A 15,885-nucleotide genomic window follows, 5' to 3' on the forward strand; every position below is an offset into this window, starting at 1 on the left:
CGATCGTCCCGATGTTCACATGCGGCTTCGTCCGCTCGAATTTGCTCTTGGCCATTCTGCTCTTTCCTTGGCGTCAGCTCGTGGGTCTGCTTTGGATGGGGCCGATTAGCGACAAAGGCTGCAAAAGACAAGGGGTTTTCGCCCATCCGCCCGATGACGGGCGGCTGCAGGCTGTCGGTCTCCGGCGATCGTGCAGGAAGCCGTTCAGATAGGTATTCTGCCGGCAGGCGCAAGCCTCGCCGACAAGCTCGGGAGAACCGGATGACCAGACTGTTCAGGGGCATCAACGTGGTGTCGATCACCGTGGCCGACCTCGACCGCTCGCGCCGTTTCTACCGCGAAACGCTGGAACTTGGAGAGCCTCTCTACGACCTGCCAGAAGCCGGCTGGATCGAGTTTTCGACGGGTCGCGACGGCGGCGGCAACCTGGCACTCGTGCCGGCCGGACCGGGCTGGCGGCCGTCGGCAGGCACCACCGTGGTGTTCGACGTCGAGGATTGCCATGCCGCCGTCGCCGACCTGCGCGAGCGGGGCGTCGACTGCGACGACCCGCAGGTGTTCCCGGGTTATGTCACCTTCGCCGGCTTCCGCGATCCCGACGGCAACCGGCTGCAGATGTGCAGCCCGGCACCCGACGCGTGAAGTCCGCTTGCGGGGAAGGCGTGCGCTCGCCGACCGATCTGAGGCCGGTCGCCTTCAGCCGACGACGACCGTCGTCTTGCCGGGCACGCGGTTGTAGAGATCGATCACGTCCTGATTGATCATGCGCACGCAGCCCGACGACATGTTCTGGCCGATCGTCCACCATTCGGGTGAGCCGTGGATGCGGTAGCCGGTGTCGACGCCGTCCTTGAAGATGTAGAGCGCGCGGGCGCCAAGCGGATTGTCGGGGCCGCCCGGCTGGCCGCCGGCCCATTTGGCGACTTCAGGCTTGCGGGCGATCATCTCGCGCGGCGGCGTCCAGGTCGGCCACTGCTTCTTGTACTGGATGTTGGCGCGGCCCGACCACTCGAAACCGGCCTTGCCGATGCCGACGCCGTAGCGCAGCGCGTCGCCGCCCGGTTGCACGAGATAGAGAAAATGGTTGTTGAGGTCGACGACAATGGTGCCAGGTGCCTCGCCGGTCGGGTCAGGCACGATCTGGCGGCGAAACGCGCGCGGGATCTTTTCGTAGGGGATCTCGGGCAGCACGAACGGACCCTCGGTCACCGCGGCATACATCACCGCCGGATTGGTGACGGCAGGATCGACGCTTATCTTCGGCCGGATCGAGCCGGTGCTGGCAGTGTCGAGGCCGAGTTCGGCCGGGTCGAGCGCGCGCGAGCAGGCGGCAAGCCCCAAGGCCGCGGTGCCGACGAGAAACGCCCGCCGGCTAGATGCGGATTTTTCGCCAACGAAGGACTGCTTGCGTACCATCAGGTCTATCCCCAGTAACGGAAGACCTATGGACCAAACATGGTTTACATCGCCCTAATGGCGTCGATCGGCGTTAAGCCCGGCGGTGTGTGGCTGAGGCATGGCCGTTGCAGACGGCAGCAGCCGCCATCCGGGTCGGCGGCATTTCCGCCTACCGCCGTCCGCAAAAGCACAATGAAACAGAAAGAAGTCTCTTCAATCCCTGAAGATCGTTGGTGCGGTCGAGAAGACTCGAACTTCCACGGGTTGCCCCACAGCGACCTCAACGCTGCGCGTCTACCAATTCCGCCACGACCGCACGTCACGAAAGGGCCGGTCAGAACCGGCAAGCGGGCCTTTAGCAAATAGCCTCCGGCGAAACAAGGGCGCCGGGACGGATTTCGGCGGCTTCCTCCACAGCCGCCGCAAGTGTCGGAAACACCGGCAATTCCGATGCGCGGTGCCTACCCCGACCGAAGGTCACCGGCCATGAGGGCGCCCGCCGAGAATAATCGCCAACGCGCCGAGCAACTGGACGTTTTCGACCGACCCGTCCATATAGAAGGGAAGGGATCAGCCCATGCAGCGCAGCGAAATCGCCACGTCGTTTCTGCCCGTTCCCGGCGCGCCGCCGGTAGAATGGCTGGTCGAGCGGGGGCTGACGCCCTACGAGCGGGCCCTTGCCGTCATGGAAGCGCGGGCCGCCGCGATTCGCGAAGGCCGGGCAAACGAACTCGTCTGGCTGGTCGAACACCCGCCGCTCTACACCGCCGGAACCAGCGCCGAGCCGCGCGATCTGATCGATGCGGACCGGTTTCCCGTCTTCAAGGCCGGCCGCGGCGGCGAATACACCTATCACGGGCCCGGGCAGCGGGTCGCCTACGTCATGCTCGACCTGAAGCGGCGGCGCGAGGACGTGCGCGCCTTCGTGGCGGCGTTGGAGGAATGGATCATCGCCGCGCTGGTGGCCTTCAATGTGCGCGGCGAGCGACGCGAGGACCGCGTCGGCGTCTGGGTGGTGAGACCCGACCGACCGCCGCTCTCCGACGGAACGCCCGCCGAGGACAAGATCGCGGCGATCGGCATAAGACTGCGTCGCTGGGTGAGCTTTCACGGCATCGCCGTCAATGTCGAGCCGGATCTCACGCATTTTGCCGGGATCGTGCCGTGCGGCGTCACAGATCATGGCGTCACCAGCCTGGTCGATCTCGGCCTGCCCGTGACCATGCACGACTTCGACGTCGGGCTGAAGGCGGCCTTCCGCAACGTGTTCGGCCCTGTGGCCGACGTGGCCTCCGAACCGCAGCGGCTGGCCGGCTGACATGCGGCGGGCCGGTCTTTCCTGCCTGCTGCCGGCCCTGGCGCTCGCCACGCTGCTGCCGCTCCAGGCCGGCGCTCAGCAGGGGACCGACCTCGTCCAGCCGGAGCAGGCGACCGGCAGCCGCGCGGCTGCCGCGGTCACGGCAAAGCACCAGATGGTGGTCGCGGCCAATCCGCTCGCCGCGCAGGCCGGGCTCGACGTGCTGCGCGCCGGCGGCAGCGCCGCCGACGCGGCGGTCGCCGTGCAGACGGTGCTCGGCCTTGTCGAGCCGCAATCGTCCGGGCTCGGCGGCGGCGCCTTTTTCGTCTGGTACGACGCGGCAAGCGGCGAACTCACTACCTTCGATGCCCGCGAGACGGCACCCGCCGAAGCCACACCGGACCTTTTTCGCGGCGCCGGCGGCAAGCCGCTCCCCTTCTTCGACGCGGTGGTCGGCGGCCGCTCGGTCGGCGTTCCCGGCGTGCCCCGCCTGCTGGAGACCGTGCATCGCCGGTATGGTACCCGCCCCTGGAACTCCCTGTTCGAGCCGGCGATCCGTCTGGCGGATGACGGCTTCGCGGTGTCGCCGCGGCTTGCCGCCGCGATCGCGGAGGACAAGGGGCGGCTCGACCTGGAGCCCAGCACCCGCGCCTATTTCTTCGACGCTGCCGGCGCGCCGTTGCCGGCCGGCCACCGGCTCGCCAATCCCGCCTATGCCGAGACGCTGAGGGCGCTCGCCGACGGCGGCGCCGATGCCTTCTACAACGGGCGGATCGGCGCCCGCCTCGTTGAGGTCGTGCGCACGCATCCGAAAAATCCCGGCCTGCTGTCCGGCCGTGACATGGCGGCCTACCGCGTCAAGGAGCGGCCGGCCGTCTGCGCGCGCTATCGCGGCCACGAGGTCTGCGGCATGGGACCGCCCTCCTCCGGCGCCTTCGCCATCGGCCAGATTCTTGGCATGCTCGAGCCGTTCGATCTGGCTACCCTCGGCGCCGGCGATCCGGAAAGCTGGCGCCTGATCGGCGACGCCACGCGCCTCGCCTTCGCTGATCGCGAGCGCTATCTCGCCGACGGCGACTTCGTCTCCATCCCGAAAGGCCTGCTCGACCCGCCCTATCTCAGGGACCGCTCGGCCCTGCTGCGCCGGCCGACCGCGCTCGGCGAAGACGAGGCGACGGCCGGCGAGCCGCCCTGGGACAAGGCCGAGTTCAGGCTCGACGGCGTCTCGGCCGAGATGCCGTCGACCTCGCATTTCGTCGTCGTCGACGCGGCCGGCAACGTCGCCTCCGTCACCACCTCGATCGAGAACGGGTTCGGCGCCCGGCTGATGGTCGACGGTTTCCTGCTCAACAACCAACTCACCGACTTCGCCTTCTCGCCGGTCGAGGGCGGCCACAACGTCGCCAACCGCGTCGAGCCGGGCAAGCGCCCGCGCTCATCCATGTCGCCGACGATCGTGCTTCGCGACGGCAAGCCTGCTTTCGCGCTCGGCTCACCCGGCGGCAGCAGCATCATCTCCTATGTCGCCACCACGCTGATTGGACTGATCGACTGGAAGATGGACATGCAGGCAGCGATCGCCATGCCGCATCTGGTGAACCGGTTCGGCCCCTACGATATCGAGAAAGGTACCAAGGCCGAAGACCTCGCCGACGATCTGACCTCGCTCGGCTTCACCGTCGCGGTTAAGGACCTCAACTCCGGCCTGCACGGCATCGCCTGGACGCCGGCTGGCCTCGTCGGGGGTGCCGACCCGCGGCGCGAAGGCGTCGCGCTCGGCGACTAGCCGGCTGCCCACGTAACGCGGACCAGCATCTTCAGAGCGCGCCGATCCACAACGACACGGTGATCAGAAAGGTGCTCATCGAGACCAGAGACACGACATCCTGGATGAAATCGGTCATCAATCCCTCCTGTTTTGGATATGTTTATATTTTGTTCTTAATTTGTTCTAAAGTCAATGCATCCCTGCGCTGCCTTCTGGTCCGCCCGGGTCGTGTGGTTAACGAAGGATTGACGGCTTCAGAGCCGCGATGCCGCTCAGCCGCGACGCGGTGATCGTAGGATGCCCGCTGGATGTGCCTCTCAGTCCGGATCGCCGGTGGTGGCTGCGGTTTTCTATGCACGCCGGGGCAAGGCGTCGCTGGACACATGGGTTTCGCCGAGGTTCGAGCGCCCGCCTCGCCCGATCTGAAAGGCATCCGCCGGAGTTGGAAGGATAGACATCCGACGCTGGTGAGGAGACGAACCGCTTGGTCATGGACGTCTCTCCGACATCACCTGTCGAAAGTTGAAATCAGCAGCGGATGGTGGCCATGTACTCATATCGCCTCGGTCAGCGCCGCCTCCCCCCGCAACGAAAGTTTCATTGCAAAGCCGGACTGCTATCCGCAAAGTGCAACTTGGAGGGGCGAAGGAGGAAAAGGTGAGGACTTACTTGAGTGTAGGCCTGCGGATTGCAGCAGCGGCTTGCCTTACTGTTGGCACGGCATCGGCAGCCTCGGCTGCCGACGACTCTGCGCGAATGAAGCAGTGGATCACAACCTGGGCTTCGACTCCCGCGCCGCGTTGGGCGGAGGAGCTGCCGGCCCCGTTCGAGGTCCCTGAATTGCTCGCTGACCAGACGGTTCGCCAGGTGGCGCGCGTCAGCGCCGGAGGAGACAAGGTGCGCGTCGTGCTCTCGAACGAGTACGGGACCAAACCGCTCAGAATCGGGGCGGCCAGCATCTCGGTCGCCAAAAAGGAAGGGGCGGTCGACGCGGCTTTGCTGAAGCCGCTGACATGGGGTGGGCGTCCGTTTATCGTGGCTCCACCCGGGGCGCAGGTGATAAGCGATCCTGTCGATTTCAAGGTCGATCCGCTGTCGGAACTCGCCGTCAGCATTTTTCTCCCGGACAGGACCGCTCTGACTTCGGTGCACTGGGACGGCGTGCAGACGGCCTATGTATCCGAACCCGGCAATTTTGTTTCATCCGAAACCTTCAAGGTGGCAAGCACGCTCACCAAGCGCCTGTTTCTGAGCGGAATCCAGGTCGACGCCAAACCGACGTCGCAGGCGGTCGTGTTTTTTGGGGACTCGATTACCGACGGCAACTGCTCCACGGTCGACGCGAACAACCGATGGCCGGATCGTATTGCCGAGCGTCTCCAGGAAGCGGGGCACAAGGAGGTCACCGTCGTCAATCAGGGCTACTCCGGCAACCGCGTCCTCAGCGATGGGATGGGAGTGAACGCGCTGGCCCGCCTCGACGATCATATTTTGTCGCAGCCGCGCCTTTCGACCGTAGTCTTCATGATGGGCATCAACGATATCGGTTGGCCAGGCCCGAATGCGATCACCCAGGACGACAAGGAGCCTACCGCCGACGACATAATCGCCGGCTATCGACAAATCATCGACCGCACGCATACAGCCGGGGCCGAAATCATCGGCGCGACGTTGACGCCCTTCGCCGATACCGTCAAGGGCCAGCCGACTGAAGGCTACTATACGCCCGAGAAAGAGAAAACTCGCCAGTCCGTCAACGAGTGGATCAGGACAAGCGGAGCATTCGACGCCGTCATCGACTTCGACAAGGTCGTCGAGGACCCGGCCAAATCCGGCTACATTCGTGCGGAATAGGACTGTGGCGATCATCTCCATCCGAACGACACGGGCTACAATGCCATGGCGGAGTCTGTCGACTTGGACATCCTGATCAGACCTGGTCAATAGGCAAGCGCTCGCGCACCGAGCCAAACAAAGCTTTCCGTTTAGGCGGTGAAGATAAGTCTGGGCCACGGCCCAGGCTTTGTTTTTCCCGCAGTGCGCAGCAACACGCCGGCACCCCCGGCAGATGCGCGCATCATGCGCCGCCGCGAAACGCGCGCACGTCCAGACGCTCCTTCGCAAGCCATAGCCCGCCGATCGGCGGAAGCTCAGCCTGCGTTTCGTTGCGGCGGCAGAGCTGCCGATGGTAGCATCTGAATCGGGATCACGCATCGACTCGGAAAGGGGCAGACCGGGAGGCGCCATGAAGGCTTCGCATATCCGGTTCCGGGCACTGGTTCTTGCGTCCCTGACCTTGTTGGCGCCTGCCGGGCCGGCGGACGCCGCCGCCCGCATCTGCAGGCAGCTCGAAGCCGAGCTCGCCGGAGGCGTCGCGAAAAGCCCGGCGCGCGTGCGCAAATACGATGCGGCGATCGCCCGCCAGCGCGAGCAGATGGCGGTCGCGCGGGCGCAAGCGCGCGACGCCGGCTGCGGCTTCGCGCTCGCCTGGCGCGCCGTGCGGCAATGCGCGGTCATCAACGCCACGCTGCAGCGCATGGCCGGCAATCTGGAAACGCTGCAGCGCCAGCGCGGCCAGCTTGCCGGCGGCAAGCGCTCGCGCGCGAGCCTGTTGGCGGCGCTCGACGCGAACGGCTGCCGCGGCGGGGGCAACGACGAAGGCGACCGGGGCGGCATGCGCGCCGCCACCGAGCCGGAAAATGCGCCGGACAGGCGCCCCAACGACGCGCCCGTGCGCGTACCGGACAAGAAGGACGCTGCCGGATACGTCTTTCTGGGCGCTCCGTCGGAGCGTTTTCGCACCATGTGCGTGCGCATCTGCGACGGCTATTTCTTCCCGATGTCGCAGTCCTCCTCGATCGGCGACTTCGATCGCGACGCCCGCAACTGCGGGTCGTCCTGTCCGGGCGCCGAGACGCAGCTCTTCTACGGCCCGCCGGAGGCGGAAGGCGCGGCCGACATGCTGTCGACGGCGACCGGCCGCGCCTACCAGGCGCTTCCCACCGCCTTCCTGCACCAGAACATGTCGGAGTCGCGCACGCCCGGTTGCGGCTGCAAGGCGAATAGAAGTTTTGAAGTGGTCGCCGGCGGGGCCGGAAACCAGCGCCTTGCCGTGCCGCCCGCCCCTGCCCCGGTCGGCATAGAAAAGCCCCGCTCCGGCGAGGCGTCCGCGAGCATCGTGGCGATTCCGGCGCCGCGGCAGGCGACGAGACCTGCCGGCCCCGCTGCCCCGCCGATAGCCCCGGCACCTGGCATGGAAAGGCCGCTGGACGACCGCAAGGTCAGGGTCGTCGGGCCAGCGTTCCTTCCCGATCCAGAAGCGGCAGGAGATCCGCCAGCTCCGGTCCCGCCTCGCGTCCGGTGAGCGCCAACCTGAGCGGCAGGAACAGCGGCTTGCCCTTGCGGCCGGTTTCGGCCTTCACCGCCTCGGTCCACTGCTTCCAGGTGGAGCGGTCCCATGGCTCCTCCGGCAGGAGGTCGAAGGCAGTGCGGACGTAATCGCGGTCCTCGTCGCCGAACTCCGGCGTCTCGGCAGGCCCATCGCGCAAGATGCGCCACCAGGTGGCGGCGTCCTGCACGCTGTCGACATTGCCGCGCACGGCCAGCCAGAACGGCTCGGCCTTTTCGCCCGAGATGCCGAGCACGCCCAGCCGATCGCGCGCCTCGGCGAAGGGCATGTCCTTGAGCAGCGTGTGGTTGAGAGCGACCAGATCGGCCGGATCGAATTTCGCCGCCGATTTCGATGCGGCGGCGGGGTCGAAGCGCTCGGCAAGCTCGCTCATCGTCGGCACGGCGGCGATCGCCTCCGACGTCCCGGTGAGCACGGCCAGCGAGGCCACCGCCATCGGCTCGATGCCCTGGTCGCGCAGACTGCCGACCGACAGCGCGCCGGTGCGTTTCGACAGCCCCTCGCCCGTTGCCGTCGTCAACAGATTGTGGTGCCCGAAGGCCGGCGGCTCGGCGCCCAGTGCCCGGAACAGGGCGATCTGCACGCCGGTGTTGGTCACGTGGTCGTCGCCGCGGATGACATGGGTGACGCCCATGTCGATGTCGTCCACCACCGAGGGCAGCGTGTAGAGATAGGTGCCATCCTCCCGAACCAGCACCGGGTCGGACACCGACGCCAGATCGACGGTTTCGTCGCCGCGCACGATGTCGGCCCAGGCGATCTCGGTGCGTTCCGGATTCTCCGGCTCGCCGGCGGGAAAATTCGGCAGCAGGAAGCGCCAGTGCGGCCGGCGCCCCTCCGCCTCGAGTGCTGCTGTCTCTTCCGAGGTCAGCGCCAGCGCCTCGCGGCCATAGACCGGTGGCAGCTTTCGCGACAGCCGGACCTTCCGGCGCAGTTCCAGCTCCTCCTGCGTCTCGTAGCAGGGATAGAGCAGGCCCGCCGCCTTCAACCGCTCGACCGCCGCGTCGTAGCGGTCGAAGCGCCGCGACTGGTATTCCGTCCGGTCGGGATAGATGCCGAGCCAATGCAGGTCGTAGAGGATGGCATTGGCGTATTCCTGCTTCGAGCGCGCCTGGTCGGTGTCGTCGAAGCGCTGGATGAAGCGCCCCTTGTGCCTGGCGGCGAACAGCCAGTTGAACAGTGCCGTGCGGGCATTGCCGATGTGGATGTTGCCCGTCGGCGACGGGGCGAAACGAACGGTGACTGTCATGGTCGGGCGGGTTAACGGAAGCGTCCGGCCATTTCAAGGCATCAGGCAGGCCCGCCGGCAACAGGCTGCCCCGCCCTGCCCCGGGCGAGCGCCGATGCGCGCCACAACACCGCCGATACCGCCAGGCAATAGATGCCCATGGCGACGATCTGGGCGGGATAGCTGACACCGGCATCGATCAGGATGCCGCTCAGGCCCGGCCCCGCCGCCGAGGCGAGCACGGATGCCGCCACGATCAGCGAGCGGATGGCGCCGAGATGCTTCAGCCCGTAGATTTCGGGCCAGACGGCGCCGAACAGCGTGGTCGACAGCCCGTTGGAGACGCCGATCAGCGCCATGAAGGCGAAGGCGCTCCACTGCGCCTCGACGCCGCCGAGCACGAAACAGGCGGCGCCCAGCGGCAGCAGCACGAAGGGCAGCAGCCTCACCCCGGAATAGCGGTCGATCAATTGCCCCGATACCAGGGTGAAGCCCGTATTGACGGCGGCCATCAGCACGAAGGACGAAGCGAAGGCGGTCAGCGACCAGCCGCGCAGCTCAACCAGATAGACCTGATGGAAGAACACCGTGGTGACGATGAAGCTCGGCGCCGCCACGCCGAGCAGCGCCATGTAGAAGACCGGATCGCGGATGACTTCGGCGCGCGTCCAGTCGCGCGCGTCTGCGACGCGGGGCACCGGATCACTGGCGCGCGGCGTGCGGTCGACAGCGACCAGCGCGGCTGCCGCCGGCAGCGCCACCAGGATGAGCAGAGCCGCAGCCACCAGCCAGCCGTTGCGCCATCCGATCGCCGCGGCGAGCGCGACGAAGGCCGGCGGGAAGCCGGCGTCGCCGGCATTGTGGCCGATGATGATGATCGACAGCGCCCGGCCGCGCTGCGCCGAGAACCAGCGAGCGATCGCCGTATAGGCGTTGTGCACCATCATGCCCTGGCCGAAGAGACGCAGCAGGTAGATGGTCAGCAGCAGCAGCACGACGTTGCTCGAATAGGCCATCGTAGCCGCGGCCAGCGCCAGCATCGGCACGACCAGCAGCGTGACCGAGCGTACGCTGAACCGGTCGACGATCGGCCCGAGCCGCGGCAGCGTCAGCGCGCTGGCAAGCGTTGCGACCATGTAGATCGTGCCGAACTCGCCATGCGAAAGCCCATAGTCCTGACGGATGTGGCCGGATGAGAGCGAGATGAACGTGGTCTGCCCGACCGTCGAGAAGAAGGTGAGCAGGAAGCCGCCGGCGAGCCAGCGCACGTTGTCGCGAAGGAATGTCAGAAGGGCCATGCAGGGATCGCCGAGGAGGTCCGGCCTTGATAGGGCGGCCGCTGCGGCATGGAAAGCGCCGAAACCGTCTGGCCCAATCGAGCAAGGTTGCTCTCTTGCCAAACAGATAAGTATCTGCTTATTTGTTTGCATGAACGAGACGGACATATTCCGCGCGCTTTCCGATCCGACCCGACGGGCCGTGTTCGAGAAGCTGGCGGCGGGCGAGAGGAACGCCACCGAGCTGCGCGAGGGTTTCGGCGTCTCGCAGCCGGCGATCTCGCAGCATCTGGCCATCCTGCGCGGCGCCGGCCTGATCCGCGAGCGGCGGGCCGGACGGCACGTCCACTACAGCGTCGAGCCGGACGGGCTGGAGCCGCTGTTTTCCTGGATCGAGCGGCACCGCGCCTTCTGGCCGGCGCGGGTCGACCGCCTCAAGGATCTGCTCAGGGAGATGGACCAATGACCGCGACGACGATCGGCGAGGACGGCGAGGTGGTGGTCGAATGCGGCCTGGACGCCCCTGCCGAGCGGGTGTGGCGCGCGCTCGCCACCCCGGAACTCGCAGCCGACTGGCTGGATGCGACGTGGGCGGCGGGACGATGTGATGGCGATGTGCCGCCGGACCGGGAAACTCAACCCGACGGTCCGAACCCGAGAGCGAAAACGTTCGAGATCGTCGAGGCCGAACCGTTTTCGCGCCTTACCTATCGCTGGCGCGAGGGTCGCGTGGAGAGTTTCGTGACGGTCGAGCTGTCGCCGCGCGGAGCGAAAAGCACCTGGTTCCGGCTGGTTCACAGGCCGCCGGAATCCCGGACGGCCGCTAACGGCAACACGCCGATGGCGCTCGCCGCCTAAAGCATGTCTCCCGAACGTGTGCAGCGGTTTCGGGATAAGGACATGCGCAAAATCAAGAACCTACAGCGCGTCGCGTGAATTCTTTTTCACGCGACGCGCTGTAGCCGAAGTCACTGCAACACGGAAAATCTGGAGGATCGCGCCATGCGCGACACGATGCAACTCGTCCCCATGGTCGTCGAACAGTCGCCGCGCGGCGAGCGCTCGTTCGACATTTTTTCCCGCCTCCTGCGCGAGCGGATCGTCTTCCTGAACGGCATGGTCGACGACAGTTCGGCGGCGCTGATCTGCGCCCAGTTGCTGTTCCTCGAAGCCGAGGATCCGAAGAAGGAGATCGCCTTCTACATCAACTCGCCGGGCGGCGTCGTAAGCAGCGGCTTCGCCATCTACGACACCATGCAGTTCATCAAATGCCCGGTGGCCACGCTGTGCATGGGCACCGCTTGCTCGATGGGCTCGTTCCTGCTGATGGCGGGCGAACCCGGCCGCCGCGTCGCGCTGCCCAATTCCAGCATCGTCGTGCATCAGCCGCTCGGCGGCTTCCAGGGCCAGGCTTCCGACATCGAGCGCCACGCCCGGAACATCCTCAAGACCAAGCGCCGCATGATCAGGCTCTATGCAAGGCATTGCGGCCGCACCGAGGAAGAGGTGGAGCGCACGCTCGACCGCGACTTCTTCATGACGGCGGAGGAAGCAAGGGATTGGGGCATCGTCGACAAGGTCAACGGCAATCGCCTGGATGTCGAAGGATGATTGGAAAAGCCCGAAGGTGGGCTTCCCTCCGTTTGGCTTGCGAGTACCTATGATGGTACGGTCGGCACTCCGGATATCGTCGGCCTACCCCCGGTCGCGGAAACGGTTGGTGATCGGGTAGCGGCGGTCCCGGCCGAAATTCTTTCTGGTGATCTTGACGCCGGGCGCCGCCTGCCGGCGCTTGTATTCGGCGATGTAGAGCAGGTGCTCGATCCGGTGCACCGTGTCGCGGTCGTGGCCGCGCGCCACGATCTCGTCGACCCCCATCTCGTTCTCGACCAGGCATTCGAGGATGTCGTCGAGCACCGGATAGGGCGGCAGCGAATCCTGGTCCGTCTGGTTCTCGCGCAATTCGGCCGACGGCGCCTTGTCGATGATGTTCTGCGGGATCACCTCGCCCGAGGGCCCGAACGCGCCCGGCGGCACGTTGCCGTTGCGCCAACGCGCCAGCGCGTAGACCTGCATCTTGTAGAGGTCCTTGATCGGATTGAAGCCGCCGTTCATGTCGCCATAGAGCGTGGCGTAGCCGACCGACATCTCGCTCTTGTTGCCGGTGGTCACCACCATCGAGCCAAACTTGTTGGAGATCGCCATCAGGATGGTGCCGCGCGCCCGGCTCTGCAGGTTCTCCTCGGTGATGCCTTCCTTGGTGCCCTCGAAGAGCTGCGTCAGCGCATGCGAAAAGCCCTCGACCGGCTCGGCGATCGGCACGATGTCGTAGCGGCAGCCGAGCGCGCGGGCGCAGTCCTCGGCGTCCTTGAGCGATTCCATCGAGGTGTAGCGGTAGGGCATCATCACGGCGCGCAGCCGCTCCTCGCCGAGCGCGTCGACGGCGAGGGCCGCGCAGATCGCCGAATCGATGCCGCCGGAGAGGCCGAGCACGACGTTCTTGAAGCCGTTCTTGTTGACATAATCGCGCAGGCCCAGCAGGCAGGCGCGGTAGTCCGCTTCCTCCTTCTCCGGAATTTTCGACATCGGTCCGCCGGTGCAGACCCAGCCTTCCGCACTACGCTTCCAGCTGGTGACGGCGAGTTGCTCTTCGAACTGCGACATCTGCATGGCCAGCGTCTTGTCGGCATTGATGGCGAAGGAGGCGCCGTCGAAGACCAATTCGTCCTGGCCGCCGAGCTGGTTGGCGAAGAGCAGCGGCAGACCGCTCTCGATCACCTGGCGAATCGCCACCTGCTGGCGCACGTCGAGCTTGCCCCGATAGTAGGGCGACCCGTTCGGCACCAAAAGCAGCTCGGCGCCGCTCTCGGCCAGCGTCTCGCACACACCGAGGTCGTTCCAGATGTCCTCGCAGATCGGGATGCCGAGCCGCACGCCGCGGAAATTCACCGGTCCCGGCATGTCCGGACCGGCCTGAAAGACGCGCTTCTCGTCAAACTCGCCATAGTTCGGCAGGTCGACCTTGTAGCGCTCGGCGACGATCTTGCCGCCGTCGAGCAGCATGATCGAATTGTGGGTGCCGCTCTTGCGCTTCAGCGGTGTGCCGATGATCACGCCCGGCCCGCCGTCGGCGGTGTCGGCGGCGAGTTCCTCAACCGCCCTCTCGCAGGCGGCCAGCAGCGCCGGCTTCAGCACCAGATCCTCCGGCGGGTAGCCGACGATGAACAGTTCCGTGAACAGCACAAGGTCGGCGCCCTGACGGGCGGCGTCGGCGCGCGCCTCACGCGCCCTGGCAAGGTTGCCGGCGACATCGCCGACAGTCGGGTTGAGCTGGGCGACGGCGATGCGGAGTATGTCTGGCGCGGTCATGACATGCGATTTAACCCGCGCGCGCCCGCGCGGCAATGCCGAGCGGGCGCGTCAGCGTCGCGGGTCGTGCGCCAGGATGCTCAGGCCACTTCGGCAGCCTCGTCCTTGCGCCTCAGATCGGGCGGCGTCGCCTCGTCGGTGAGTGCCGTCACCGCCGCCTCCAGCGTCAGCGACTGCTGGTCGCGCGAGCCGAGCCGACGCATGTTGACGGTGCCCTCCTCCGCCTCGCGCTTGCCGCAGACGAGGATCACGGGCACCTTGGCCAGCGAGTGCTCGCGGACCTTGTAGTTGATCTTCTCGTTGCGCAGATCCGCCTCGGCGGCCAGCCCCGCCGCCTTCAGCCGCTTCACCACCTTTTCGGCATAGGCGTCGGCATCGGACGTGATGGTCGCCACCACCACCTGCAGCGGCGCGAACCACAGCAGCATCTGCCCGGCATGGCTCTCGATCAGGATGCCGAGGAAGCGTTCGAGCGAGCCGCAGATCGCGCGGTGCACCATCACCGGCTGCTTCTTCTCCGAATCGGAGCCGATGTAGAAGGCGCCGAACCGCTCCGGCAGGTTGAAATCCACCTGCGTGGTGCCGCACTGCCACTCGCGGCCGATGGCGTCCTTCAGCGTGTATTCGAACTTCGGCCCGTAGAACGTGCCCTCGCCCTCGTTGATGCCGGTCTTGATGCGGTTGTCCTCGCGCGCCATGCGGCCGAGCGCGCGCTTCAGAATGTCTTCCGCGTGGTCCCACATGGCATCGGTGCCGACGCGTTTCTCCGGCCGAGTGGCGAGCTTCACCACGACCTCGTCAAAGCCGAAATCCTTGTAGACCGACATCATCAGGTCGTTGATCTTCAGGATCTCCGCCTCGAGCTGCTCCTCCGTGCAGAAGATGTGAGCGTCGTCCTGCGTGAAGGCGCGCACACGCATCAGCCCGTGCAGCGCGCCCGACGCCTCGTAGCGATGGACGTTGCCGAATTCGGCAAGCCGGATCGGTAGATCGCGGTACGACTTCAGGCCGTGCTTGAAGATCTGCACATGCCCGGGGCAGTTCATCGGCTTCAGCGCGAAGACACGCTGGTCGGCTTCCGGATCGTCGGGATGGGTGAAGGCATGCGCCGACTTCACCGCGAACATATTCTCCTGGTACCAGCGCCAGTGGCCCGACGTCTCCCACAGGCTCTTGTCGAGGACCTGCGGGGCGTTGACCTCCTGGTAGTCGTCGCCGAGGCGGCGACGCATATAGGCGATGAGATTCTGGAACATCTTCCAGCCCTTGGCGTGCCAGAAGACGACGCCCGGCCCCTCTTCCTGGAAGTGGAACAGGTCCATCTCGCGCCCCAGCCGTCGGTGGTCGCGCTTCTCGGCCTCTTCCAGCATGTGGATATAGGCGTCGAGTTGCGCCTGGTCGGCCCAGGCGGTGCCGTAGATGCGCGTCAGCATTGGATTGTTGGCATCGCCGCGCCAGTAGGCGCCAGCCACCTTCATCAGCTTGAAGGCGTTGCCGATCTGCCCGGTCGAGGCCATGTGCGGCCCGCGGCAGAGATCGAACCAGTCGCCCTGGAAGTAGATCTTCAGGTCCTGGTCTTCGGGAATGGCCTCGATCAACTCGATCTTGTAGGCCTCACCCTTGTCGCGAAACACTTTTTTCGCACGCTCGCGGTCCCACACCTCCTTGGTGAAGGGTTTGTTGCGCAAAATGATCTCGCGCATCTTCTTCTCGATGACCGGAAAGTCCTCGGGCGTGAACGGCTCGTTACGGGCAAAGTCGTAGTAGAACCCGTTTTCGATGACCGGGCCGATGGTTACCTGGGTGCCCGGCCACAGCTCCTGAACCGCCTCCGCCAGCACGTGCGCGGCGTCGTGGCGGATAAGTTCCAAGGCGCGCGGGTCGTCGCGGGTGACGATCTCGACCTTGCCCGAGCGGCCGACCGGATCGGACAGATCGCGCACTGTACCGTCGAGCGCATAGGCGACCGCCTTCTTGGCGAGCGACTTCGAGATCGACTCCGCGAGCGCGGCGCCGGTCGTCGCCGCGTCGTAGTCGCGGACGGAACCATCGGGAAATGTCAGGGAAACGGACTGGGACATAAGATGCTCCTGCTATCCAGTCCCGCAAACGAGCGCGGGTGGTGAATGCCGGGCAAGC

Annotated in this window: 14 protein-coding genes and 1 tRNA gene; 8 read left to right on the plus strand and 7 right to left on the minus strand. The window is 66.1% G+C overall.

The genetic code is table 11. The annotated features are described in order from the left end of the window. On the minus strand, positions 1-233 hold a 233-nt coding region (locus AC5JDC_RS04835; protein ID WP_495839611.1), incomplete at its 3' end, for a hypothetical protein. A 28-nt stretch (positions 234-261) separates the two neighbouring features. On the opposite strand from AC5JDC_RS04835, the gene AC5JDC_RS04840 reads away from it, so the two are divergent. Continuing rightward, a complete protein-coding gene (locus AC5JDC_RS04840) occupies positions 262-642 on the plus strand; it encodes a VOC family protein (RefSeq protein WP_495839613.1) in 381 nt (126 codons plus the stop codon). Between the two features lie 54 nt (positions 643-696). Here the strand turns inward: AC5JDC_RS04840 and AC5JDC_RS04845 are convergent, their stop codons facing one another. After that, positions 697-1,416, minus strand: a complete 720-nt coding sequence (locus AC5JDC_RS04845) for a L,D-transpeptidase (RefSeq protein ID WP_495839615.1) — start codon at positions 1,414-1,416, stop codon at positions 697-699. A gap of 213 nt (positions 1,417-1,629) precedes the next feature. Beyond that, a tRNA-Leu gene (locus AC5JDC_RS04850) sits at positions 1,630-1,714 on the minus strand. Positions 1,715-1,975: 261 nt separating this feature from the next. On the opposite strand from AC5JDC_RS04850, the gene lipB reads away from it, so the two are divergent. The 4 genes from lipB (at position 1,976) to AC5JDC_RS04870 (ending at position 7,827) form a co-directional block, all read left to right on the plus strand. Continuing rightward, positions 1,976-2,716: a lipoyl(octanoyl) transferase LipB gene (gene lipB / locus AC5JDC_RS04855; RefSeq protein ID WP_495839617.1), complete on the plus strand. Its 741-nt coding sequence runs from the start codon at positions 1,976-1,978 to the stop codon at positions 2,714-2,716. 1 nt (position 2,717) lies between these two features. After that, entirely contained in the window at positions 2,718-4,481 is a 1,764-nt protein-coding gene (gene ggt / locus AC5JDC_RS04860; protein ID WP_495839619.1) for a gamma-glutamyltransferase, read from the plus strand. A 738-nt stretch (positions 4,482-5,219) separates the two neighbouring features. Next, positions 5,220-6,317, plus strand: coding sequence for an SGNH/GDSL hydrolase family protein (locus AC5JDC_RS04865; protein ID WP_495839621.1), 1,098 nt, complete (start codon positions 5,220-5,222; stop codon positions 6,315-6,317). A 391-nt stretch (positions 6,318-6,708) separates the two neighbouring features. Next, the gene (locus tag AC5JDC_RS04870) at positions 6,709-7,827 is read left to right on the plus strand and encodes a DUF2865 domain-containing protein (protein WP_495839623.1); all 1,119 of its coding nucleotides are present in this window, start codon (positions 6,709-6,711) and stop codon (positions 7,825-7,827) included. Here the strand turns inward: AC5JDC_RS04870 and gltX are convergent. Together gltX and AC5JDC_RS04880 are read right to left on the minus strand one after the other, a co-directional pair. Then, complete coding sequence (gltX, locus tag AC5JDC_RS04875; protein ID WP_495839625.1) at positions 7,745-9,121, minus strand: glutamate--tRNA ligase; 1,377 nt, start codon at positions 9,119-9,121, stop codon at positions 7,745-7,747. The two genes, AC5JDC_RS04870 and gltX, sit on opposite strands and share 83 nt — an antisense overlap. A gap of 41 nt (positions 9,122-9,162) precedes the next feature. Beyond that, positions 9,163-10,398 (minus strand): MFS transporter, encoded by a 1,236-nt coding sequence (locus tag AC5JDC_RS04880; RefSeq protein WP_495839627.1) that lies wholly within the window; start codon positions 10,396-10,398, stop codon positions 9,163-9,165. Positions 10,399-10,528: 130 nt separating this feature from the next. Between AC5JDC_RS04880 and AC5JDC_RS04885 the strand changes: the two genes are divergently transcribed. From AC5JDC_RS04885 to AC5JDC_RS04895, 3 genes are all read left to right on the plus strand, one after another. Then, positions 10,529-10,843, plus strand: a complete 315-nt coding sequence (locus AC5JDC_RS04885) for an ArsR/SmtB family transcription factor (RefSeq protein WP_106770112.1) — start codon at positions 10,529-10,531, stop codon at positions 10,841-10,843. Continuing rightward, positions 10,840-11,235, plus strand: coding sequence for an SRPBCC family protein (locus tag AC5JDC_RS04890; protein WP_495839630.1), 396 nt, complete (start codon positions 10,840-10,842; stop codon positions 11,233-11,235). Before AC5JDC_RS04885 ends, AC5JDC_RS04890 begins: the two co-directional genes overlap by 4 nt. Before the next feature lie 144 nt (positions 11,236-11,379). Continuing rightward, complete coding sequence (locus tag AC5JDC_RS04895; RefSeq protein ID WP_495839632.1) at positions 11,380-11,988, plus strand: ATP-dependent Clp protease proteolytic subunit; 609 nt, start codon at positions 11,380-11,382, stop codon at positions 11,986-11,988. Positions 11,989-12,072: 84 nt separating this feature from the next. On the opposite strand, the gene AC5JDC_RS04900 is transcribed toward AC5JDC_RS04895, so the two are convergent. Together AC5JDC_RS04900 and thrS are read right to left on the minus strand one after the other, a co-directional pair. Further along, entirely contained in the window at positions 12,073-13,746 is a 1,674-nt protein-coding gene (locus AC5JDC_RS04900; protein WP_495839634.1) for an NAD+ synthase, read from the minus strand. An 80-nt stretch (positions 13,747-13,826) separates the two neighbouring features. After that, positions 13,827-15,827, minus strand: coding sequence for a threonine--tRNA ligase (thrS, locus tag AC5JDC_RS04905; protein ID WP_495839636.1), 2,001 nt, complete (start codon positions 15,825-15,827; stop codon positions 13,827-13,829). Between the last annotated feature and the right edge of the window lie 58 nt (positions 15,828-15,885).

It is taken from the genome of Kumtagia sp., from assembly GCF_059502445.1.

Coding starts and splice junctions, on each gene's coding strand:
- AC5JDC_RS04885 (WP_106770112.1), top strand. CDS start 10,529: ATGAACGAGACGGACATATTCCGCGCGCTTTCCGATCCGACCCGACGG.
- AC5JDC_RS04900 (WP_495839634.1), bottom strand. CDS start 13,746: ATGACCGCGCCAGACATACTCCGCATCGCCGTCGCCCAGCTCAACCCG.
- lipB (WP_495839617.1), top strand. CDS start 1,976: ATGCAGCGCAGCGAAATCGCCACGTCGTTTCTGCCCGTTCCCGGCGCG.
- ggt (WP_495839619.1), top strand. CDS start 2,718: ATGCGGCGGGCCGGTCTTTCCTGCCTGCTGCCGGCCCTGGCGCTCGCC.
- AC5JDC_RS04840 (WP_495839613.1), top strand. CDS start 262: ATGACCAGACTGTTCAGGGGCATCAACGTGGTGTCGATCACCGTGGCC.
- AC5JDC_RS04865 (WP_495839621.1), top strand. CDS start 5,220: ATGAAGCAGTGGATCACAACCTGGGCTTCGACTCCCGCGCCGCGTTGG.
- AC5JDC_RS04845 (WP_495839615.1), bottom strand. CDS start 1,416: ATGGTACGCAAGCAGTCCTTCGTTGGCGAAAAATCCGCATCTAGCCGG.
- AC5JDC_RS04880 (WP_495839627.1), bottom strand. CDS start 10,398: ATGGCCCTTCTGACATTCCTTCGCGACAACGTGCGCTGGCTCGCCGGC.
- AC5JDC_RS04895 (WP_495839632.1), top strand. CDS start 11,380: ATGCGCGACACGATGCAACTCGTCCCCATGGTCGTCGAACAGTCGCCG.
- AC5JDC_RS04890 (WP_495839630.1), top strand. CDS start 10,840: ATGACCGCGACGACGATCGGCGAGGACGGCGAGGTGGTGGTCGAATGC.
- gltX (WP_495839625.1), bottom strand. CDS start 9,121: ATGACAGTCACCGTTCGTTTCGCCCCGTCGCCGACGGGCAACATCCAC.
- thrS (WP_495839636.1), bottom strand. CDS start 15,827: ATGTCCCAGTCCGTTTCCCTGACATTTCCCGATGGTTCCGTCCGCGAC.
- AC5JDC_RS04870 (WP_495839623.1), top strand. CDS start 6,709: ATGAAGGCTTCGCATATCCGGTTCCGGGCACTGGTTCTTGCGTCCCTG.